20 protein-coding genes are annotated in these 22,667 nt (G+C 40.5%); 9 read left to right on the top strand and 11 right to left on the bottom strand.

From position 1 onward, the window contains the following. The first annotated feature begins 15 nt into the window (after positions 1 to 15). The 6 genes from rpmG to ACHFIZ_RS14495 all read left to right on the top strand — a co-directional run bounded on the left by rpmG (position 16) and on the right by ACHFIZ_RS14495 (position 5,508). Positions 16 to 198, top strand: coding sequence for a 50S ribosomal protein L33 (rpmG, locus tag ACHFIZ_RS14520; protein ID WP_410887088.1), 183 nt, complete (start codon positions 16 to 18; stop codon positions 196 to 198). A gap of 40 nt (positions 199 to 238) precedes the next feature. After that, on the top strand, positions 239 to 394 hold the full coding sequence (locus ACHFIZ_RS14515; RefSeq protein ID WP_410887086.1) for a DUF4295 domain-containing protein: 156 nt from the start codon (positions 239 to 241) through the stop codon (positions 392 to 394). 72 nt (positions 395 to 466) lie between these two features. Beyond that, entirely contained in the window at positions 467 to 1,432 is a 966-nt protein-coding gene (ftsY, locus tag ACHFIZ_RS14510) for a signal recognition particle-docking protein FtsY (RefSeq protein ID WP_410887084.1), read from the top strand. Between the two features lie 16 nt (positions 1,433 to 1,448). Beyond that, a complete protein-coding gene (gene rimO / locus ACHFIZ_RS14505) occupies positions 1,449 to 2,783 on the top strand; it encodes a 30S ribosomal protein S12 methylthiotransferase RimO (protein ID WP_410887082.1) in 1,335 nt (444 codons plus the stop codon). 46 nt (positions 2,784 to 2,829) lie between these two features. Then, positions 2,830 to 4,416, top strand: a complete 1,587-nt coding sequence (gene bshC, locus ACHFIZ_RS14500; RefSeq protein WP_410887080.1) for a bacillithiol biosynthesis cysteine-adding enzyme BshC — start codon at positions 2,830 to 2,832, stop codon at positions 4,414 to 4,416. 3 nt (positions 4,417 to 4,419) lie between these two features. Further along, complete coding sequence (locus tag ACHFIZ_RS14495) at positions 4,420 to 5,508, top strand: Ldh family oxidoreductase (RefSeq protein ID WP_410887078.1); 1,089 nt, start codon at positions 4,420 to 4,422, stop codon at positions 5,506 to 5,508. Here the strand turns inward: ACHFIZ_RS14495 and lepB are convergent. The 5 genes from lepB to ACHFIZ_RS14470 all read right to left on the bottom strand — a co-directional run bounded on the left by lepB (position 5,505) and on the right by ACHFIZ_RS14470 (position 9,903). Next, a complete protein-coding gene (gene lepB, locus ACHFIZ_RS14490; RefSeq protein ID WP_410887076.1) occupies positions 5,505 to 6,713 on the bottom strand; it encodes a signal peptidase I in 1,209 nt (402 codons plus the stop codon). The genes ACHFIZ_RS14495 and lepB overlap by 4 nt on opposite strands. A 9-nt stretch (positions 6,714 to 6,722) precedes the next feature. Continuing rightward, positions 6,723 to 7,463: a 4-hydroxy-tetrahydrodipicolinate reductase gene (gene dapB, locus ACHFIZ_RS14485; RefSeq protein ID WP_410887074.1), complete on the bottom strand. Its 741-nt coding sequence runs from the start codon at positions 7,461 to 7,463 to the stop codon at positions 6,723 to 6,725. Positions 7,464 to 7,536: 73 nt separating this feature from the next. Continuing rightward, positions 7,537 to 8,169 carry a DUF5683 domain-containing protein gene (locus tag ACHFIZ_RS14480; protein ID WP_410887072.1) on the bottom strand — a complete coding sequence of 211 codons (633 nt, stop codon included), beginning with the start codon at positions 8,167 to 8,169 and terminating at the stop codon, positions 7,537 to 7,539. After that, entirely contained in the window at positions 8,169 to 9,089 is a 921-nt protein-coding gene (locus tag ACHFIZ_RS14475; RefSeq protein ID WP_410887070.1) for a ParB/RepB/Spo0J family partition protein, read from the bottom strand. The genes ACHFIZ_RS14480 and ACHFIZ_RS14475 overlap by 1 nt, the downstream gene beginning before the upstream one ends. A 10-nt stretch (positions 9,090 to 9,099) precedes the next feature. Then, positions 9,100 to 9,903: a ParA family protein gene (locus tag ACHFIZ_RS14470; RefSeq protein ID WP_410887068.1), complete on the bottom strand. Its 804-nt coding sequence runs from the start codon at positions 9,901 to 9,903 to the stop codon at positions 9,100 to 9,102. Positions 9,904 to 10,083: 180 nt separating this feature from the next. Between ACHFIZ_RS14470 and ACHFIZ_RS14465 the strand changes: the two genes are divergently transcribed. Beyond that, positions 10,084 to 10,605, top strand: coding sequence for an NADPH-dependent FMN reductase (locus ACHFIZ_RS14465; RefSeq protein ID WP_410887066.1), 522 nt, complete (start codon positions 10,084 to 10,086; stop codon positions 10,603 to 10,605). Here the strand turns inward: ACHFIZ_RS14465 and ACHFIZ_RS14460 are convergent. Beyond that, a complete protein-coding gene (locus ACHFIZ_RS14460) occupies positions 10,592 to 11,050 on the bottom strand; it encodes a hypothetical protein (protein ID WP_410887064.1) in 459 nt (152 codons plus the stop codon). The genes ACHFIZ_RS14465 and ACHFIZ_RS14460 overlap by 14 nt on opposite strands. Before the next feature lie 156 nt (positions 11,051 to 11,206). On the opposite strand from ACHFIZ_RS14460, the gene ACHFIZ_RS14455 reads away from it, so the two are divergent. Further along, the gene (locus tag ACHFIZ_RS14455; RefSeq protein WP_410887062.1) at positions 11,207 to 12,739 is read left to right on the top strand and encodes an ABC transporter substrate-binding protein; all 1,533 of its coding nucleotides are present in this window, start codon (positions 11,207 to 11,209) and stop codon (positions 12,737 to 12,739) included. A 4-nt stretch (positions 12,740 to 12,743) separates the two neighbouring features. Here ACHFIZ_RS14455 and ACHFIZ_RS14450 read toward each other — a convergent pair whose 3' ends face one another. From ACHFIZ_RS14450 to ACHFIZ_RS14430, 5 genes are all read right to left on the bottom strand, one after another. Continuing rightward, positions 12,744 to 13,454, bottom strand: a complete 711-nt coding sequence (locus tag ACHFIZ_RS14450) for an outer membrane beta-barrel protein (RefSeq protein WP_410887060.1) — start codon at positions 13,452 to 13,454, stop codon at positions 12,744 to 12,746. Next, positions 13,384 to 13,668 (bottom strand): DUF1835 domain-containing protein, encoded by a 285-nt coding sequence (locus ACHFIZ_RS14445; protein ID WP_410887058.1) that lies wholly within the window; start codon positions 13,666 to 13,668, stop codon positions 13,384 to 13,386. Before ACHFIZ_RS14445 ends, ACHFIZ_RS14450 begins: the two co-directional genes overlap by 71 nt. A gap of 10 nt (positions 13,669 to 13,678) precedes the next feature. Beyond that, complete coding sequence (gene leuS / locus ACHFIZ_RS14440) at positions 13,679 to 16,477, bottom strand: leucine--tRNA ligase (RefSeq protein ID WP_410887056.1); 2,799 nt, start codon at positions 16,475 to 16,477, stop codon at positions 13,679 to 13,681. An 88-nt stretch (positions 16,478 to 16,565) separates the two neighbouring features. Then, positions 16,566 to 17,807, bottom strand: a complete 1,242-nt coding sequence (locus ACHFIZ_RS14435) for a voltage-gated chloride channel family protein (protein ID WP_410887054.1) — start codon at positions 17,805 to 17,807, stop codon at positions 16,566 to 16,568. A gap of 506 nt (positions 17,808 to 18,313) precedes the next feature. Next, the gene (locus ACHFIZ_RS14430) at positions 18,314 to 21,517 is read right to left on the bottom strand and encodes a carboxypeptidase regulatory-like domain-containing protein (protein ID WP_410887052.1); all 3,204 of its coding nucleotides are present in this window, start codon (positions 21,515 to 21,517) and stop codon (positions 18,314 to 18,316) included. Positions 21,518 to 21,745: 228 nt separating this feature from the next. Here ACHFIZ_RS14430 and ACHFIZ_RS14425 point away from each other — a divergent pair, with 228 nt between their 5' ends. Then, positions 21,746 to 22,666, top strand: coding sequence for a glycerophosphodiester phosphodiesterase family protein (locus ACHFIZ_RS14425; protein ID WP_410887050.1), 921 nt, complete (start codon positions 21,746 to 21,748; stop codon positions 22,664 to 22,666). The last annotated feature ends 1 nt before the right edge of the window (position 22,667 follow it).

Raw genomic sequence — 22,667 nt, 5'->3', positions numbered from 1 at the left:
TGTAACATTAAAAAAATGGCAAAAAAAGGTAACAGAGTACAAGTTATTCTAGAGTGTACAGAACATAAAACCAGCGGCATGGCTGGTATGTCTAGATATATCACTACTAAAAACCGCAAAAACACTACTGAGCGTTTAGAGTTGAAAAAATTCAATCCGGTAATGAGAAAAGTAACGGTTCACAAAGAAATTAAGTAAGACATTTTTCGATTCAATTCAATACAAATCTATTTAGATCATGGCAAAGAAAGTAGTTGCGACCCTAAAAACGGGTAAAGGAAAAGAATATTCGAAAGTTATTACAATGACTAAATCACCAAAAGGTGCTTATTCTTTCAGAGAAGTTATTGTTCATAACGATCACGTTGCAGATGCAATCGCATTTAAAAAATAATATTTATATTTAATAATATTAAAGCCGTCCCGTTATTCCGGGAGGGCTTTTTTTGTTTTGCTATACATTATTATGGGTTTATTCGATTTTTTCAAGAAGAAAGAAACCGCTCCAGAAGCTCAAGAGGCGCTGGACAAAGGATTAGAAAAAACTAAGTCCGGCTTCCTTAATAAGATTACCAAAGCCGTAGCGGGTAAATCTACAGTAGACGATGATGTACTTGATAATTTAGAAGAGGTTCTAGTAACTTCTGACGTTGGGGTTAGCACAACGCTGAAAATTATAGATCGGATACAAGCTCGTGTGGCAAAAGATAAATACCTTTCTACGTCTGAGCTGCACAACTTGCTTCGGGAAGAGATTCAATTACTTCTTGCTGAGAATAACAGTAACGACTTCAGAAGTTTCGAATATGGTAGCGAGCACAAGCCATACGTTATTATGGTAGTAGGCGTTAATGGAGTAGGTAAAACGACCACCATTGGCAAGCTGGCACACAAACTTAAAGCAGAAAACTTAAAAGTGGTACTGGGAGCAGCCGATACCTTTCGGGCGGCCGCTGTTGAGCAAATTAAACTTTGGGGCGAACGCGTAGGTGTCCGCGTAGTGGCACAGGCGATGGGATCTGATCCTGCATCAGTGGCTTTTGACACCCTGCAGTCTGCGGTTGCAAATGGTGAAGACGTCGTAATCATTGATACCGCTGGCCGTTTACATAATAAAGTAGGGCTAATGAATGAACTAAGCAAGATTAAGAATGTAATGAACAAAGTTGTTCCTGGTGCACCGCATGAAATATTGCTTGTGCTTGATGGATCAACAGGCCAAAATGCATTTGAACAATGTAAACAATTTACAGAGGCAACCGATGTAAATGCATTGGCAATTACTAAACTGGACGGTACCGCTAAAGGTGGTGTGGTTATCGGGATCTCCGATCAGTTCAAAATCCCAGTTAAATACATTGGCGTAGGCGAAAGTATAAACGACTTACAATTGTTCGACAAGAAGGCTTTTGTTGACAGCTTATTCAATTAAATACAAATACATACACATGAATACCAAAACAATATCTAAAATAATACCCGTTAAAAAACCCAGAATAAATGTCATTACTCTAGGTTGTTCCAAGAACACCTATGATTCTGAAGTTTTGATGGGGCAATTGCGTGGTAATAGCATGGATGTTGTTCACGAAGCAAATAAGATAGGTAAAGACGACATCGTTGTTATCAATACCTGTGGATTTATAGACAATGCTAAGCAAGAATCTATCGATACCATTCTGCAATATAGTAAGCTCAAAGAACAGGGCAAGATATCAAAGGTTATCGTTACTGGATGTCTTTCTGAACGATACAAACCAGAATTAGAAGCTGAAATAACAAATGTTGATGCATTTTTCGGTACTAACGATTTAAATAATCTACTCCAATCATTAGGTGCAAATTATAAGCATGAACTGATAGGAGAGCGATTACTGACCACTCCTTCTCATTTTGCATACTTCAAAATTGCGGAGGGTTGTAACCGTCCCTGCTCATTCTGCGCCATTCCGTTGATGCGCGGTAAACACGTTTCCCGTGATATGCAGGAGCTGGTGAACGAGGCCAAGATACTTGCAGCAAACGGAGCAAAGGAACTCATACTTATTGCGCAGGACCTTACCTACTATGGTTTAGATATCTACGGAAAACGGAATCTCGATGAACTGCTGCGCAGACTGTCGGACGTTCCTGGTATTGAGTGGATTAGACTACAATACGCTTATCCCTCAGGTTTCCCCATGGAGATTCTTGACGCTATGAACGAGCGCGAAAACATTTGTAAATACCTGGATATGCCACTACAGCACATTACAGATAACATGTTGAAATCTATGCGTCGTGGTATCACCAAGCAAAAGACTATAGATATTGTTAACCAGATCAGAGATAAAGTTCCTGGGATTGCGATGCGTACAACCCTTATTTGCGGCTACCCGGGAGAAACTCAGGAAGATTTTGAGGAAATGATGGATTGGGTGGAAGAAACTCGTTTCGATCGCTTGGGTTGTTTCACTTACTCACATGAGGAGAAAACACATGCACATATTTTAGTTGATGATGTATCGGACGAGGTCAAACAAGAGCGTGTTGATGCAATCATGGAAATCCAACAGGGCATTTCTTTTGATATCAATCAAGAAAAGATTGGCAACACCTATAAGGTTCTGGTCGACCGTAAAGAAGGAGAGTTCTTTATTGGGAGAACTGAATATGATTCTCCCGAGGTTGACAACGAGGTTTTAATAGACGCAACGAATGGATACGCTGCTGTTGGAAGCTTTGTAAACGTAAAGATCGATCGCGCAGAAGATTTCGATCTGTATGGACGGATTGTAAAATAAAAGCCCGATCTTAAGAATTGTAGTATATTAATTTAAATTCGTGGCAATGCAGGCAAAATATATCTCTTATAAAGACACTAACGCTTTCTCTGCTGCCATTCTCGACTACATCAGTGGTCAAGATCAGCTTAAACCATTTTATCAGTTTAGTCCTGATCTTAAAGGATTTGAAGCGGCAATCGCAAATCGGAATTTTAAGGGTGACAGAAAAAACCTGGTAGCTATTTTACGCAATCAGTATAAATCTATAAAGAGCTCAAACAATGTTAAAGCAAACATTGAGCTATTATCGGATGAACGCACGTTTACAATCACTACTGGCCATCAGCTAAACATCTTTACAGGACCACTATATTTTATCTATAAAATCGTCACTGCGATCAACCTCGCTAAACAGCTGAAGGAACAGTTCCCGGATTACAACTTCGTGCCGGTTTATTGGATGGCGACTGAAGATCATGATTTTGAAGAAATCAATCATGTTAAGCTTGAAGATAAAATGTTGACCTGGAATAAAGACGCGCATGGGGCCACCGGCAGGCTTAATCCCAAAGACATTGAAGAAGTAGTTAGTGCTTATAAAGGTTTCCTAGGCATCAGCGAAAACGGTATAAAACTTTCACAAATCGTGGAAGAAAGTTATATGCAACACGATAAATTAAGTGATGCAACACGTGAGTTGGTAAATGCGTTATTCGGGAACTATGGCTTAGTATGCATAGATGCCGATGAACCTACTTTAAAAAAACAATTTGCCGAAATAATTTATCAGGATATTGTTGAAGAAAAAAGTTCTAAATACATAGCTGAAAGCAATGCTGAACTTGAAAAGCTTGGTTATAAACCGCAGGTTAATCCACGGGAAATCAATTTTTTCTATATGATAGATGGTCTTCGCGAAAGGATATTAGAAGACAGCGGCGGCTATAAAATTCATCACTCAGACATCAGGTTTTCCCTAGAAGAACTTCGACAAGAAATAAGCGATTCTCCAGAGCGATTTAGTCCGAACGTTGTGATGCGCCCTCTCTACCAAGAGGTTATATTGCCTAATCTCGCTTATATAGGTGGTGGCGCCGAAATTACCTACTGGCTACAACTCAAAGCTAATTTTGCTCATTATAAGGTTGATTTTCCAGTATTGATCTTGAGAAACTCCGCGCAGTTCATTGATAAAAGAACTGAAGAGCGCATGCATATTTTAGGAATTTCTCACAAGGATCTATTTAATGATACTTTGCAGCTCAAAAATGAATGGATCAAATCTCACGTCAATATCCAATTGACACTAAAAGATGAGGAAAGAACCCTCAACGCCCTATTCGACCAGATAAAGCTCAACGCATATAAGATTGATAAGACACTTTCTCAATCTGCCGATGCTGCTAAGACAAGAGCGCTAAGGCTCATCAACAATTTAGAAAAAAAGATGCTTCGGGCGGAGAAAAGAAAGCACACTACCTCACTCGCTCAGATTGAAAACTTAAAAGCTAAGCTATTTCCCTCTGGTGGTTTGCAGGAACGGAGCATGAACATCGCACCAATGTATGTGCTGTATGGCGATGAATTTATCGCGTCCCTGGTGCAAAGCTTTAAGCCTTTAGACCATCAATTTACTATCTTATTTGCTTAGCCAATGATCTTTCTTACCTTTTCCGAGCAACAGTTACGTTTGTTCACCGAAGCAGTATTTTTAAAAATGGGCTGCCCTCTTGCTGACGCACAACTTGCGGCAGATGTTTTGTTGAAATCTGATTTGAGAGGTATCGACTCTCATGGAGTTGCGCGTTTGAGCGGATACGTCCGCTTATGGGAAAAAGAGAGAATCAATGCAACACCCAACATACGAATAGTCCATGAAACGCCAACAACTGCTACCGTTGATGGAGATGCCGGTCTCGGCTTGGTCGTTGCTCCTTTCGCGATGAAAGTCGCAATTGAGAAAGCGAAGGTTTACGGAAGTGGATGGGTATCTGTCAAAAACTCCAACCATTTTGGAATAGCGGGCTATCATTCGCTATTGGCTGTACAACAGGATATGATTGGTATCAGCATGACCAATGCAAGCCCATTAGTCGCCCCAACCTATGCCAACGAACGCCTACTTGGAACAAATCCGATGTGTTATGGTTTCCCTGCCGGAAAGTATCCACCAGTAATTGTAGATATGGCAACTGCTGCCGCTGCAAATGGTAAGTTGGAAATTGCGCAACGTGCGAAACTTCCAATACCCGAAGGCTGGGCACAAGACAAAGACGGCTCCAACACAACAGACCCAAATGAGCTTAAAGCCGGAGGATCTCTACTCCCATTAGGAAGCGATAAAGACCATGGGAGTCACAAAGGCTACGGACTTAGCGCAACCGTCGACATTTTATCAGCAGTCCTATCCGGTGCAAACTATGGTCCTTGGGTACCTCCATTCGTCGCCTTTTTAGAGCCTTCTGCAAATCCAGTAGGTCAAGGAATCGGACATTTTTTTGGCGCAATGCGTGTAGATGGCTTCAGGCCGGCGCAAGATTTTAAAGATCATCTTGATAATTGGATAGAACGCTTTAAAAGTGCTAAAACAATTGATCCAAGCAAGAAGGTGATCATTCCAGGAGAACCTGAGTATGCCTTTGAAAACGAGCGCAAAAAAAACGGCATCCCGCTAATAGATGCCGTTGTAAACGATTTGAATGAGCTTGCGGCTAAATTAGGTGTCGCAGGACTACAGGTTTAATTTATTCCTCTTAGTAACCTGTTCCAACGAATCTTCCCGAAAAATGTTCCGTCGGTATCATAACTCATCCAGATGAACAATGCTTTACCTACAATATGATCTTCAGGTACAAACCCCCAGTATCTTGAATCCAATGAATTGTGTCTATTATCGCCCATCATCCAGTAATAATCCATTTTAAAGGTGTAACTGCTGGCTGGCTGACCATTGACTAGCCATCCTGCGCCCGACTTTTCTAGCTTATTACCCTCGTAAATCCTAATGCACCTTTCATACAATGGCATAGTGTTGCTGTCTAATTGAACGGTCCAGCCCTTTTTCGGGATCTGAACAGGACCAAAGTTATCAACGTTCCAATTTCTTTTTGGATCAAATGGAAAGACATCTGACTCACGATCTGCTGCTGCTGAAGATAGTTCTTTAACTGAAGACACAAAATCAAGCTTCTTCACTTCATTCATCATCGGCTCAGTTCCATTAAATTTGTAGGAACCTTCAGCCAGTGGAGTAATATCAGGGTAATCACCGCTAAGTTTGAATCCCATCTCCTCAAATATTCCAAAATTAACTTCCGCACTTTTGAAAGTAACTGCGTAAGAAAACTGACCTGTATTTTTCAACTTTTCGGGCTTTCCATTAACGGATACCAAACCATCTTTCATAGAAATGATATCCCCAGAAATACCTATACATCTCTTAATGTAATTCTCTCTTTTGTCAACAGGTCTGTAAATGATAGTGTATGACGAATTTATCTCCTTCCAACTGCTATTTCTCACCAGTTGATAGTAATCCCTATTCTGTGCTTCAACTGCTACAGTATCACCCTGTGGATAGTTGAATACAACAACGTCATTTCTTTTGATATCCTGTAATCCTGGTAATCTATGGTATTTCCATTGAACACCATCCCAATAAGCCTTTGTACTAGTGGTGTAGGGCATGGTATGATGTGCAAAGGGAAAGGCAATGGGAGTCATAGGTATACGTGCACCATAATTAACCTTACTTACAAACAGGAAATCTCCAATTAAAAGAGAACGCTCCATTGATCCTGTTGGAATCGTATAGGCTTCGATGAAAAATACACGAATAATAGTTGCTGCAATTACAGCAAAAACAATGGCGTCAACCCATTCCCTGCTTTTGCTTTTTTTCTTCTTTGGCTTGCCATCGTTATTCTTTTGCCAGAACTTCCAACTCATATTGTATGCTTATTTAAAATTAAATATATCAGTAATATTGTAAAAACCTTGTCGGTGTTCCAACCACTCCGCCGCTACAATTGCGCCTAATGCGAACCCAGAGCGACTATGTGCAGTGTGTTTAAACTCAATCTCATCAACCTCAGAGCTATAGACTACCGTATGCGTACCGGGAACATTCTCAATTCTATGCGATTCGATTAATAACTCTTCTTTTTTCAAAACCTCTTCCAACGGAGTTCCAACCAGCTCATTAATCCATTCTGTTTTTCGATCGAGGTTATCAATGATACCCTCCGCTATCGTCATGGCTGTTCCGCTTGGTGAATCAAGCTTCTGCGTGTGGTGAATCTCTTCTACCTGAACTTCATAGGCAGGAAAGTTGTTCATCAGCTTTGCAAGAACTTTATTCATTTGAAAGAAGATATTTACCCCAATACTGAAGTTAGACCCATAAAGTAGGGTATTGTTACTATTAAGGCATTCGTTCTTTACTTCCTGTAATTCGCCATACCAACCCGTAGTCCCAACAACAACTGGTAGGTTAGCAGTAAAACAGGCATAAATATTATCTAAAGCCGCATCGGGAGCACTAAAATCGATAGCGACATCTGCTTTGCGTAAATTGGATTCGGTTAAATCTTCCTTGTTTTCTGCCGTAATCTTCAATACGATTTCGTGACCTCTATCAAGGGCAAAACGTTCAATAATCTGACCCATTTTACCATAACCGAGTAAAGCTATTTTCATTATTGTTATCTATTAATTGTGCTGAAGCTACAAAAAAGCTCCAGAAAATAAGTTTATATAAAAGTCAAAGATATTATAAAGCAATGGTAATTTTTAATCCTGGAGACACCGGACTAAAGCCATACATAGTTCCGGTATTTAACAGGCTCGGGCTTACTTTGAAGGTGACCTCACCCACATCAAAATATTTTAAACGGGCATCAATGTAGGCCTCAATGATATTTAACAAATATAAGCCTGCCATAGAAAATATCACCACCTCTCTGTTACGTCTCGCATTGTCTTTTGCGGCTATAAGCCCTGCATCAGGATATGCGGCGTAAAGACTGTTTGGATCAGGTTTTCCTCCATTTTTTGCCCTATCCTCCAGTTCCTGTAAAAAATCTTTGTACTTCTTACTATTGTCGATATAGGAAAGCGTTAGCAACGTAGCGCCAGTGTAAATTCCCCCTATCTTTAATAAACGGTAAAAAGTTATGCCATTTCTAATCTGACCAAGACCCGGAAAAATTGCCGAGCTTATTGCCGCCCGCCTACCTTGAATTTTTCCCCTATTGATGTACTTAGGCTTAAGCGTATCAGTTCTGGCAGATTGCAGTGTATCTAGCTTAGGGCGCTCCGGAGGAACTGTTATAGGAACAGGTTTTACCTGCGCGTCGGCGATATACGCAGTAAACAGCAAAAAAATAAAAATTAACTTACCCATCACCAGTCTAATAATTCTAAAATTCTACTCAAGTCGTCTTCTGATCCAAAAGGAATTTCGATCGCTCCTTTCCCATTTTCTGATACTTTAAGCTTCACTCTGGTAGAGAATTTTGAGGTGAGCTCCCTCTGGAGTTTCTGATACTCAAAGGAGATGGGCGCGGACTTCTTAGCAGGTTTTGCATCTGGAACAATCCCAATGTTTCTAACTAATTCTTCTACTTTACGAACAGATAGACCTTTGTCAATAATTTCATGATGAATAAACAATTGCTGTTCGGTACTCTCCACACTGATCAACGCCCTTGCGTGTCCCATTGAGATCTTCCCGTCTCTTATCGAAACCTGTATCTCTGGAGGCAACTTTAACAATCGTAAATAATTAGTTACAGTAGACCGGTTTTTTCCGACGCGATCTCCAAGTTGTTCTTGTTTAAGACTACACTCCTCCATCATCCTCTGAAAACTTAATGCCACCTCAATCGCATTCAGGTTCTCGCGTTGAATGTTTTCGATCAGTGCCATTTCCAGCATCTGTTGGTCATTCGCAAGACGGATATATGCGGGTATTTCTGTAAGACCGGCTAGCTTCGATGCTCTTAACCTTCGTTCACCCGAGATCAACTGATAACCTCCGTTGTCTTTTTTTCTTACTGTGATCGGTTGAATTAAACCCTGGACTTTGATAGATTCAGCAAGCTCATTCAGTGCTACCTGATCAAAATCGGCACGTGGCTGGAAAGGATTGGTTGCTACATCACTGATGTTCACATTACCAATAGTATTGCCGCTTCGGCCTTCTTGTCTACTCTCGCTTACCGGATTAATGCTACTATTCTTTGGCGGATTAACGGCATCGGAATCGTCCAATAGCGCACTTAATCCCTTACCTAAACCCGTTTTTCGCTGAAAAGATGTCATCAATACTTATTTAAATAATAGCTGTGGTTTCGCTTTCCAATTCTTTAACCATCCCATTCTTACGAACAACCTCTCTCGCAAGATTTAGATAGTTTATCGCACCCTTACAATTCGCATCATGCATAATTACAGAAACGCCATAACTCGGTGCCTCGCTTAAACGCGTGTTACGTTGTATAATGGTTTCAAAAACAAGATCCTGAAAATGTGTCTTTACTTCCTCAACAACCTGATTTGAAAGACGTAAACGTACATCATACATTGTCAACAGAATTCCTTCAATCTCTAATTCAGGATTTAAACGGTTCTGCACAATTTTAATTGTGTTCAATAACTTACCCAGACCTTCCAATGCGAAATACTCACATTGAACAGGTATGATTACCGAATCAGCAGCAGTTAGCGCGTTGATGGTAATCAAACCTAATGAAGGAGAACAATCGATGATAATAAAATCATACTGATCTTTTACCTTCTCCAAAACAGCCTTCATTTTATATTCCCTGTTATTTAGATTGATCATCTCAATCTCTGCACCTACCAAATCAATATGCGCAGGCAACAAATCAAGATTTGGAGTCTCAGTTTTCTGGATTGCTTCAGATGGCTCGACATCATTGATGATACATTCGTAAATGCTATTCTTTATATTTCTTGGATCAAATCCGATACCAGAGGTAGAATTTGCCTGAGGATCAGCATCAACTAATAAGGTTTTATATTCCAGTACTGCTAAACTTGCGGCCAGATTGATGGATGAAGTCGTTTTACCAACACCACCTTTCTGATTTGCCAATGCAATAATTTTACTCATCTATTCTATACTAAGTTAAATTGTTGTGTTAAGACTTGCTTTTGCTCGGTGTAAATGCGTAAAAAATGCTATTTTTGCGATGTTTAGAGCATTTTTACACGATCAGCTAAGATACAAAGTAAATGGTAATTTTGATACTTCGGCCCTACGTGTTTTACACATCTTATTAACAATTCAGACATGGTAACCATAGTTTCGGGCACTAACAGACAGGGAAGTAACACATTAAAAGTCGCTAAATATTATCAGAAGACGCTGGCAACAAAAGGCTTGGAAACCAATCTTTTCACATTGGCTGACCTACCCAATACATTGATCAGCACAGACCTTTATGGGAGAAGAAGCGAGCAGTTTCAAACCATTCAGGATCAGATCACCAATACTTCCAAGTTTTTATTTATAATCCCCGAATACAACGGTAGTTTTCCAGGGGTGCTCAAAACATTCATTGATGCCTGTGACTTCCCGGAAAGCTTTTACGATAAAAAAGCAGCCTTAGTTGGCGTGTCTTCAGGTAAATATGGGAACATCCGTGGAATCGATCACTTTGGAGGCGTATGTAGTTATTTGCATCTAAACGTATTGCCCTTACGGTTACACATTCCATACATTAAATCCGAACTCAATGAAGAGGGAGATTTCTTTAAAGAGGACACCGTAAAATTCAGCAACGAACAAATGAATAAGTTTATTTTGTTTTAAAACTGATCCAGGTCTGCCCCTCATTCCCAAAAACAAAGTATCCCGGATATAGCATTTCGGCAAGATCTTCCATTGCTGTCACCGCTTGTTCTGCAGTCTCTGCCAGCGCCGCGTTATCGTCCCACAAGTAAACGCGAGAAAACTCCACAGCGGGCCATTCTTCTTTCATCAAAGCAGGAACAATTCCCATCAACTGAAGCATTGGATACCCTTGTTCCGCATAAATCACTACCCTCGCGTTCATCGGATCATCTTGCAAAGATCCACCTGCTTCTCCGAGTAGCGCTGTAAGATTATAAGAAACGTGATTGTCCGTATCTAAAAAAACTACAGACACCCTGTCCATAAATTTAATCTTATGCTGAATGATATCTACACGCTCATGAAGTCGCTCGCGCGAATCCTCATCCCTTACTGCATCAATCAGTGTATTTAAAAAAGACATATGATTTGTTTATCCAACTTTCTTCCTAATTTGTGCAAAAATAGTATTCCTGAGCCGATGCGTTGTATTATCACCAATATTTTTTGTTGCGTTCTGGTAACATTGATGCCTTGCTGCAGAACAACTCCCAAGCATTCCGACAAAAAGGTTTTTAATATGAATCTGGACCAAGGTTTAACTTCATTAGATCCTGCTTTCTCGCGCAATCAGAATGCAATGTGGATGGTCAATCAGATCTTTAATGGTCTCGTTCAAATTGATAGTGCGCTAAACACAGTTTCCTGCATTGCAAAAACCTGGCAAATCAGCCAAGATGGACTAACTTATACCTTCAATCTGAGAAACGATGTTTATTTTCATGACCATCCATTATTTCCCGGTGGTATAGGCCGTAAAGTTATTGCATCAGATTTCGCCTACAGCTTTTACAGACTAATAGACCCAAAAGTGGGATCTTCCGGCGGTTGGATATTTAGCGACAAGGTTAAAGATGCAAACAGTTTCAAGGCTCTAAACGACAGTACCTTTCAAGTCCACCTGAACAAGCCCTCTCCTGCTTTTATGAAAATTCTTGCAATCCAGTATTGCTCCGTAGTGCCCAAAGAAATCGTGGATCATTATGGTAAGGATTTCCGCAGTCATCCTGTAGGCACCGGGCCATTCAAGTTCAAATACTGGAAAGAGGATGAGATATTGGTATTACTTAAGAATGAGCACTACTGGGAAAAAGATGGCGACAAACAACTCCCCTACCTTGATGCAGTCAAAGCAAGTTTCATTAGTGATAAGCAAAGTGCTTTCATGAACTTCATTAAAAAAGAATTAGACTTTTTTGATAAGGTAGACGGAAGTTACCGCGATGATATACTTACAAAAAGTGGTAAAATGACCACCAAATACAAAGGAAAGTTCAGGCTCACAAAGAGCGCATATTTGTGTACTGAATATGTAGGAATTCTGGTAGATACCAATTTGGTTGTGGTAAAAAACTCTCCACTAAGATACAAGAAAGTGCGCCAGGCCATTAATTATTCGATAGACAAATCAAAGCTTATTAAATATTTACGAAATGGGGTTGGTATTCCGGCAACTGCAGGCTTTGTTCCTGAAGGGATGCCTGGGTTTGACAGCAGCACTGTTAAAGGCTACAACTATGATCCCGTGAAGGCTGCAAGACTACTTACCGAAGCTGGCTTTCCTCATGGCAAAGGAATGCCTGAGGTTACATTGCATACCTCTACAACCTATAAAGATCTGATTGAATTTATACAAGGTGAACTCAATGCCCTTGGGATCAAAGTGAAGGTTGACGCTAGCCCAAGTGCCAGCCTAAGAGACCTGATGTCCAAGAATGAAGTTAACTTTTTCCGTGGTTCCTGGATTGCAGATTATCCCGATGGAGAGAACTATCTGGCTGTATTTTATTCAAAAAATAAGGTGCCTAATGGCCCAAATTATACCGCCTATTACAACAAAGAGTTTGACAAACTCTTTGAACAAAGCTACTATATAAGTGACGATAAAGAGCGCTTCAAGTTATATCAGAAAATGGACAACATGGTCATGGAGAACGGAAATATGGTGCCTATATTTTATGATCAGTCGGTCATCATGACTCAGAATAATATTAGCGGGTTTATTAATAACCCGCTAAACTTGATGATCCTGAAGACGGTCAAAAAGAACTAGTGACTTATTGAACGCCACCCATTCCACCACCTTGTTGCTGTTGCTCTTCTTTCTTTAAATCATCATTCTTCACAGATTTTTTCTGCACAAATTTCAATTTACCAAAGTTGTAACTAAAGCTTAATCCAAACGACCGTAAGGGATAATGTATATCTGTACTTTGGATGGAATTCGCAGTATTGTTAATCGTTTTAATATTCAAATCTCTGTTGAAAGGATTTAAAACGTTCAAGCCTATCGTAGCCATTTTACCCATCAGATCTTTCTTAACCGCAGCTCCATAGAAGTACAACATGTCGGTTTTACCTTGGAAAGTCCGTCTTGGCGAAGTAATTACACCCCAAAGCTCCGTACTCCAGCCACCGGTAAAACCGTAAGAAGATCGCGCGTAAATATTGTAGTTAATCAAAGTTCCCGTATTAATATTTAAAACATCGTTGTTAACTTCATAAGTATTCAAACCAAAATTACTCATTATGGTCCATTTTGGCATTGGGTTATAAGAGCCAAATATATTAACACCATAAGATTCACTGGCCCCAACGTTCAGATACGACATCAGATTCTTATTTACTCCGTTCTCTACAATCGGACGAATAGCACTTTCGATCACATTCTGTGTGATTTTATAGAAAACGGATGCACTAATCACAACTCCTTTTATAAAGGTAGAATACCCCAGTTCGATGTTGTTGGTCACTGGAACCTTGTTCATTAAAATCTTGAGTGATAACTTCATCACCAATTGATTCAAACCATTTCTTCCTTTTTAGTAACCCGTCAGCAGTCTCCAATCTGGAAATCGGACCAAGGCGAAGATCATCACCCAAAGTGATTACCTCACCTGCCAGATGATCTGCGATAGAGAAACTATCTTCCAGTCTTAACTTGGAATAAATACCAAAAACAATATGAACATTCTTGGCCATTTTCAAAGAGCTAGACCACTAAGTTTACAATCCTGCCTTTTACTATAATCACTTTTTTAGGAGTCTTACCGTCAAGGTATTTCTGAACGTCTTCATTGGCTAATACAAGTTCTTCAATTTCTTTAACCTCCAGCGATAAGCTTAAGTTCAAATTCAACCTTGTTTTGCCATTTACAGATATCGGATAACTAAACTCATCTTCTACCATGTATTCTGGTCTGAAGGTAGGGTATTTCGCAAAGGATAAACTTCCTGCATCATTACCCAACAACGACCACAATTCTTCACAAATATGAGGGGCGTAGGATGCTAAAACTATCACTAAATCCTCTAAAACCTGACGGTTTTTACACTTCAAATCAGTAAGCTCGTTCACCGCAATCATAAAGCTGGAAACGGAGGTATTGAATGAGAATCGCTCAACATCATCCTGAACTTTCTTGATGATCTTATGCAAAGCTTTCAATTCAGCTTTTGAAGGCATTGAATCTTCCAAGTTAAATACCCATTGATCGTTATGAAACAGCCTCCAGAATTTACGAAGGAACTTAAAGACACCCTCAATACCATTGGTATTCCATGGCTTACTTTGCTCCAACGGACCTAAGAACATCTCATACATTCGTAAAGTATCTGCGCCGTAACTAGCAATTAATACATCTGGATTGACAACGTTGAACTTAGATTTAGACATTTTCTCCACTTCCACACCACAGATGTATTTGCCGTTTTCCAACACAAATTCCGCATCTGCAAACTCAGGCCTAAACAGCTTGAACTTGTCGATATTCAAGATTTCATTCTCCACTATATTCACATCAACATGCAATGCGGAAGTTTTGTAATCCTTTCTTAGGCCTTGAGAAACCAAAGTGTTGGTGCCGCGACCAGCTTCGTCAACCACACGGTAAACGAAATTACTACGCCCTTGGATCATTCCCTGGTTGATCAATTTCTTGAACGGCTCGTCCTCTTTCACATGTCCGAGATCCTTTAAAAATTTGTTCCAGAACCTACTATACAACAAATGTCCTGTTGCGTGTTCTGAACCACCAATGTATAGATCCACATCTTTCCAGTATTCGATAGCCTCTTTTGAAGCGAAATCAGAACTGTTTTGCGCATCCATATAGCGGTACCAATACCAGCTGGAACCTGCCCAACCTGGCATAGTGCTCAACTCATACTCGTACTGATCCTTATAACTCCAGTTTTCAGCTCTTCCCAAAGGTGGTTCGCCAGTCTCTGTAGGCAAGTACTTATCAATCTCAGGAAGTACCAATGGCAACTCCTCTTCTTTCACCAAATAAGGCAATCCATCCTTAAAGTATACGGGAATTGGTTCTCCCCAATAACGCTGGCGACCAAAGATCGCATCACGCATGCGGTAGTTTATTTTTGCTTTACCTACTCCATTTTCTTCTAACCACGCATTTAATGCAGAAGTTGCTTCTTTATAGTTTAATCCATTAACAAAGCCAGAGTTGATGTACACTCCTTCTTTCGTTGAATCAGCTTGCTGATCAATATCTTTTTGTCCGTCTAAAATTTGAATAATTGGCAAGTTGAAATGTGTTGCAAACAACCAGTCACGCTGGTCTCCACTTGGCACACCCATTACCGCGCCTGTTCCATAACCAGCAAGCACATAATCAGCAATCCAAAGTTGGATACGCGTTCCGTCGACAGGGTTAATTACATAACTTCCTGTGAAGGCTCCCGACACCGTTTTTGTATCGGCCATACGGTCTAACTCCGACTTCTTTTTAGTCTGCGCAATGTAATTGGCAACTGCTTCTTTCTGCTTCGGAGTCGTCAAGACCGCAACCAATTCATGTTCTGGTGCCAACACCAAATAAGAAACCCCGAAAATTGTATCTACTCTGGTGGTGAAAACCTCAATGTATTCTGGCAACCCAGCAGGAACATTTTCAATCGCAAACCTGACGCTTGCGCCAATGCTTTTTCCGATCCAGTTGCGTTGCATTTCTTTAACCGGTTCTGGCCAGTCGATCGTATTTAAACCCTGAAGCAAACGCTCTGCATAAGCAGAAATCCGCATGCTCCATTGCATCATTTTCTTTTGCTCAACAGGGTGACCACCTCTTTCAGAATACCCGTCTTTAACCTCATCGTTCGCCAACACCGTTCCTAAAGCGGCACACCAGTTTACGGTACTTTCGCGCAAATAAGTTAGGCGATATTTCAACAATTCAACTTGCTTTTGCTCATCGGTCATGGCTGCCCAATCGCTAGGCAAGAAAGAGATTACCTCTTCATCACACACAGCTTTTACATCGGCACTGCCTGCACTATTGAACTTCTCTATAAGGGTAGTGATGTCTTCTGCACGATCTGTCTCCAGGTTATACCAGGAGTTAAAAAGTTGCATGAAGATCCATTGTGTCCATCTATAATATTCTGGATCACTGGTACGCACTTCTTTATTCCAATCGAAAGAGAATCCAATCTGATCAAGCTGCGTTCTGTAAGTATTGATATTTGCTTCGGTAGTAACTGCCGGATGCTGACCGGTTTGTATCGCATATTGCTCAGCTGGAAGTCCGAATGAATCATATCCCATGGGATGCAAAACATTAAAACCTTTTAATCTTTTGTATCGTGCGAAGATATCGGAAGCGATGTAACCAAGCGGGTGACCAACGTGCAGACCTGCTCCTGAAGGATATGGAAACATATCAAGCACATAGAATTTAGGCTTAGAGGTGTTTTGTTCTGCTTTAAAAGTTTGATTTTGAGCCCAGTGCTTTTGCCACTTTTGCTCGATTTCTTGAAATTGGTAATCCATTACTACTATGTTGATTAACGCTTCCGCAGCGTGGTGTAATTCTAAATAAATGGCAAAAATAGGAATTATAGATTGCTTTGGGAAAGGATTAGGAAAATAGAGCGAAGGAACCGAATAGGAAGTGCCGCGGAGTTTTATTCTCTGGAAAATTGTAAATACCCTGTCTGCCGGATACCATGTATGCGACGATACAGGCGATCGCCGCGTAAATGCCACATGAAATACCGAAAAGCTCGATGGCCATTAAACAGCAGGCGATTGGCGTTTTTGCGGAGGCCGAAAAAACAGCTACAAATCCCATACCCGCTAAAAGCCCTACAGGCATTGGTAGAAATAAGGAAAGTGCACTACCCAAAGTTGCCCCGATATAAAACAGCGGAGTGACTTCTCCTCCTTTAAATCCGAAACCCAATGTAATTGCCGTGAGTAAAATTTTTAATAAAAAGTCTTGGGGTAAAGAGGGTTCCTCAAAGGATTTAACAATCTCAGGGACGCCAAGCCCCAGATATTTGCTGCTGTGCAGGATTAAAAACGCTGCAACGATCAATACACCACCTAGTACAGGCCGCAAAGGAGGATACTTGATCACCTTAGAAAACTGGGAGATGTAATGTGTAGATTTTACGAATAGTACCGCAGCTAGTCCGAATAGTATACCTGCCAGAATGCCGAATCCCATTCTCATTAATGAAAGCGAAGGAACTTCGGCTATATAATAGTGCGTATGACCTACGCCCGAAAGTTCGGTTACGTATGCTCCTAAAAAGGCCCCGATAAAAGCAGGGAGAATAGCCTTCAAAGGAAATTTCCTCATCATCAACACCTCTATTCCAAATATGGCACCTGCCAGCGGTGTTCCAAACACCGAAGCAAAGCCAGCACTCAGGCCAGTGATTAGTAAGATCCTGCGCTCTTCGGGATTTAATTTAAAGGGCCTGTGAAGTTGATCAGCCGCCGAAGCCGCCATCTGTAATGCCGTTCCCTCTCTTCCAGCCGAGCCGCCACATAAATGGGTAATTAAAGTGCCCGCCAAAACAAAAGGCAGCATAATAAAAGGAATAGTATCTTTTGGATTGTGAATGATATCGAATACAAGGTTGTTGCCACGTACAACTGACTTACCCCTATGGTCATAAAGCAGACCGATTGCCAAACCTGCTACAGGCAGCAGGTAGATTAACCATTGATGCGATTCTCGATAATTGGTAACCCAATTGAGTGAACTGAGGAATATGGCCGAAAATGTACCTGCAGCAATGCTTACAATCAGTAACAACAATGCCCATTTAAAAAGTTCTGACCAATTAAAATCGTATTTGCCGTTTGCCATTTTGCATCAAATTAACAACAATTTCGAAACAAAAAGCCCATATTTTTTTCCAAATATGTTTTAAACTGGCCAGTATTCGAAAATTTTTATGAACTAAAGCAATTACAATTTCAAGCCGTAGAAACAACCTAATCTTCTAACTACCATATTGTTAAAGAACTGTTATAGTTTGATGTCGCTTGTTATTGAGCTTATATGGTGGAGCAGGCCTGTTCAGCCATTGTTCACACATTGTTCACACAAAACCCACAAACAGGTACCTTTTTGTGTAGAAGATGTGCTCTATGTCTGTTTTATGTGAGCACTGGCCTGCACTAGTGTCTGAAGCCTTCCCCAAACCAATAAAAGAAATACCATTGCACTCACCAAAACCAAAGCAACCTGTTTCAAGAATATCTTCATGGATAGCACGATCGCCTACATGAGTTCGATAAAGCGATTACCATAAAAAAGTCGCCTCACAATTATTAGGAGGCGACTTTTAAAGTAATTGCTATTATCTGATCTTAGAATCCGTATCTCAATCCAATCTGGAATTGATATGGATTTCCCGAAGGAACAACGATACCAGCATTGTTAACCCTATAGTTGAAAGCCTGGGTTGTTGCGTTGTAGTTTGGAACAGCTGGGATTGCTGGAGCAGTCGGTGTTGCAGCTACCGCCGCAGTACCATTCAGCGCATACAATGCTTGGTTTCCTAAACTTTCATTCACGCCCCACTTCTTATTCAATAAGTTAGCGAAGTTGAAAATATCTCCGGAAACTTCTAACGTATGTGAATTATACACTTTGATTTTCTTAGCTACCCTGATATCTACGATCCCAAAGAAATCGTTCACTCCACCGTTTCGTTGAGCAATCTGACCTGAATATTTAGTGATGTAATCTTTCAAACTCTGGCTGGCTTTAGGATTATCAAGGATAGTTTGTAAACCTGTACGCACATTTTGAGGCACAGCAGCATTGTTTTTATCAAAGATGTAAGCAAGGTCGTTAGTTGCTACAAAGTCACCATTATTGTTCGTCCCTGATAATAAGCTGTAACGTGTACCGCCGATTCCTGAATAACGAACACCGATGGTAACACCGTAGAAAGTAGGAAGTGTACCATAGATTACCACTTTATTTCTGAACTGATTATCAGAGTAAGTTATGTTGCTGAGATTTCTTGGATCATCTTTTACCGGTAATGATAAGGTAGCTGAGTTAGCCACGTTCCCGTTATAAGAAGTGTTGTCTTTCGCATCATTTAATGTATAACTGGCGGAAATCTGACCATCCATGAAATAATTCCATGTTGCATCCAATACCACTGCGAACTGGTTGACTTTACCTTTACTATTCAATTCAAGTACTCTTCCAAAGCTATTGCTGATACGGCCTGTTTTCCAATCCGGAGCACCGTTAGCTGGCATTACAGGCACAAAAACTGGACGATTGTCTTCGTTTGGTAACCTGAAAAATGGATTTGCTGCCATATTTCTATCTACATACATATAGTTGTTACGTCCTATTGAAACATATCCGGTAATACCCACTTTTAATTTGTCTGTCAATAATTTGTTGTAAGATAAATTTGCTTTATAAACTACCGGAATCTTTGCTTCTTTCGCATAGGTGTTTATGGTTGGCAGTTGTAAAGCAGCTAATGAAGGTGTAGCCACGGTACCATTTCTATAACCCACAAAGTCTGGCCTTGGAACATTACTACCAAAAACGTCGACCGTAGCAAGATGCTTACCATCAAAAGTCAAGTTATTGATTGTTACATAATTATTAACATCTGAACCAAAGATACCTGCTCCGAAACGAACAAAGTCGGTCCCCTTTTCGTTAATGTCCCAATCAAACTGAAATCTCGGTTGGATAAGGAATTGTTTTAGATTGTAATCTGTTCTTACTCCAATTTCGTCTAATAGCATTTGGTTAAGCGGTGAGGTTGGATAAGCGCTATAATCCACACGCAAACCGCCAACAAAATCTAAGCCCGGAGCCAGCTTTGTTTGCATTTGACCATATGCAGCAGTATTCCAGATGCCTGCATTGACGGTTAAATCAGCGACTAAAGGTACCTCACGATAAAACCGGTTTGGAATGAGGTTGTTAAAATTGTCTAAAGAGGAACCAGCAGTCGAATTCGTATACTCGAATCTTCCGTTTACCTCACTACCATACAGTGATTTGGCACGCGTATACATTACATCTAAACCAAATGTATATTTGATGTTATCTGTATTGTAATATAGGTTGTCAACCAGTTGAAAAACATTGTTGGTGAAACCCTCCTGTGCAAAACGGTGACCACCAATTTGAATTGCAGTGGCTGCCGATGAACCGTCGGACAATGTTGACTGGACATTTCCTACAATTGCCCTTGGGATCGCAAAATCAAGCTGATCGTTTTGTGTACTTGCCTGGAATGTATACAAATGCTGAACTTTTAATTCATTGGTTAACTTGCTGCTGATCGTCGAACGTAAAGTTGCCAGTAAGCTATTGTCGACGTTCTTATCGTTGCCATAACTTTCATAGAAGTTGATCGCAGTGTTATCACCCAAACCCAATGGATTTCTATCGTTGGTATAATTATCACGAACAGTCAATAAATTTTTATCGTTGATCTGCCAATCAACACGGGCGAATGCTGCATCGCTACCACGTTTTTTATCAAATGTACCGTATTGAGGAGTGTTAGCTACGCCATATTTCGTTCTGGCAATGTCGACGAATTTTGTCAATGTGGAATTAGTGATTCTGAATCTGGCTTCATCTTCAGCACCATTGATATCCGCAATGATCAGCGGGCGTGAATCTTTTTGATGATCAAGTCCTACAAAGTAATGTAGTTTATCCTTGATGATTGGTCCGCCCAAGGTAAATCCATATTGATAGGTCGAGAAATCGTTATTACGTTTAATTCCTCTGATGTCATAAGGACTGGCCAGCCAGTCAGCTCTTCCGTATGTAAATGCACTACCACTAACTGTGTTTGTTCCTGATTTAGTAACTGCGGTAACCGAGCCGCCACCAGATCTACCAAATGTTACGTCGTATTGGTTAGTCACCACTTTGAATTCACGAACTGCCTCGATTGAAATTGAATATGGAGCACCGCTACGGCTTGTGGTACTTCCTGCTGAGGTAGGATTCTTAGCGTTCATACCGTCAATAGTATAATTGGTTGATGAAGCCAACTGGCCCGAGATTCCGCTGCCGCGGCTCAATGGAGAAAGATCCATTAAATTGGAAAAATTACGACCGTTAACAGGCAATTGATTCATTGTTTTAGCGCTGATCTCGGTTGAAGCTCCAAAAGTCTTCACCTTATTTTTTAAGCCGGATGCATTAACCTCTACACCCTGAAGGTTCTGAGCTGCTTCCTGCATGTTAACGTTCACCTTTACTACGTCTCCAAGGTTTAGCATGTAGCCAGTCCTTGTTTGTTCACCATATCCAATAAAGATAACCTTTACAGAATAAGGTCCGCCTAGTGGAAGCTCTTTGAATAAGAATCCTCCCTTTGAATCTGTTGACGTTCTGGTGGTGAAACCTGTAGCTTTGTTTCTCACCTGAACGGAAGCGCCGGGAACAGGCTTCTTCTCCTCATCGGAAACAATACCAACAATCGATGCTTGTGTAGTCTGCGCAAGCACAGGATTCTTTACACAAAAACACAGTAATAAAACTGCGAATAGTAGATTTTTAAACATATTTATGAGTATAATTTTGTGTTACGAAGGTGTTGTTCTATTGTTAACTAGAATTTATTTGTTCGTTAAGAAACCGCTGTTTAAAATTTAGAATTCAAGCCCAATGTTAAGATAGTGTTCTTCATAATCAGGTATTTTTGGCAAGGATTAAGCACGCTACCGGGTAAAAAGAACTAAACTTAATAGTCCCTTAACTTTCAGAACAAATTTGAATGAGTACTTTGTGCTGTGAAAAAGAAACTTATACTAATCCAATTTACGGTAGCTTTATTATCGGTTACAGCTTACGGGCAACAAAAAATAGATGTACAGGGCCACCGTGGTGGCATGGCATTAATGCCTGAAAACACAATCGCCGCTATGCTTAATGGTGTTAAAATAGGGGTTAAAACCCTTGAGTTGGATGTAGTAATATCTGGTGATGGAATGGTAGTCGTTTCCCATGATGCTTATATGTCATCAGAATTTATGCGCAAGGCTAATGGCGCCGATATTCTCAAAGAGGAAGAGAAGAGTATGTCCCTATACAAAATGACATACGACAGTATTAGCCGTTTTGACGCAGGTAGCAAACCCCATTCGCGCTTTCCGGAACAGGTAAAAATGAAAACATACAAGCCCTTGCTAAGTGACTTGATTGATAGTGTTGAAGCTTATGTAAAAGCAAAAAAACTTAAGCCTGTCTATTACAATATAGAAACAAAAATATCACCTGCCGGCGACGGGATCTATAATCCATCCCCTGATGTATTTGTGAAGACTTTGATGGGAGTGATCAATAAAAAATCAATTAAGGATCGCCTAACTATTCAGTCATTTGATGTTCGTACGCTTCAAATCCTCCATAAGACAGAGCCGAAAATTAAGTTAGCCCTATTAGCTGTAGGTAAAGGAGATGTTGGATTGGAAGGAGACTTGGATAAGTTAGGATTTATACCCGATATCTATAGTCCCAACTACCTTTCCGTAGATTCGGAAATGGTAGCTAAAGTACATAGGCTAAAGATGCTTATTTTGCCATGGACTGTTGACGAAGAAAAAGACATGGCTGCTCTAGGAAAGATGGGTGTAGATGGTATCATTACAAACAATCCTGACAGACTAGTGAAAATGTATGGTAATTACCAGACAGGTCTTACTGTAAAATAGT

The organism is Pedobacter sp. JCM 36344 (assembly GCF_046546555.1).
Lineage (GTDB): Bacteria > Bacteroidota > Bacteroidia > Sphingobacteriales > Sphingobacteriaceae > Pedobacter.
Note: the sequence above shows the minus strand (reverse complement) of the source record. Positions and strands in the feature narration are given on the sequence as shown.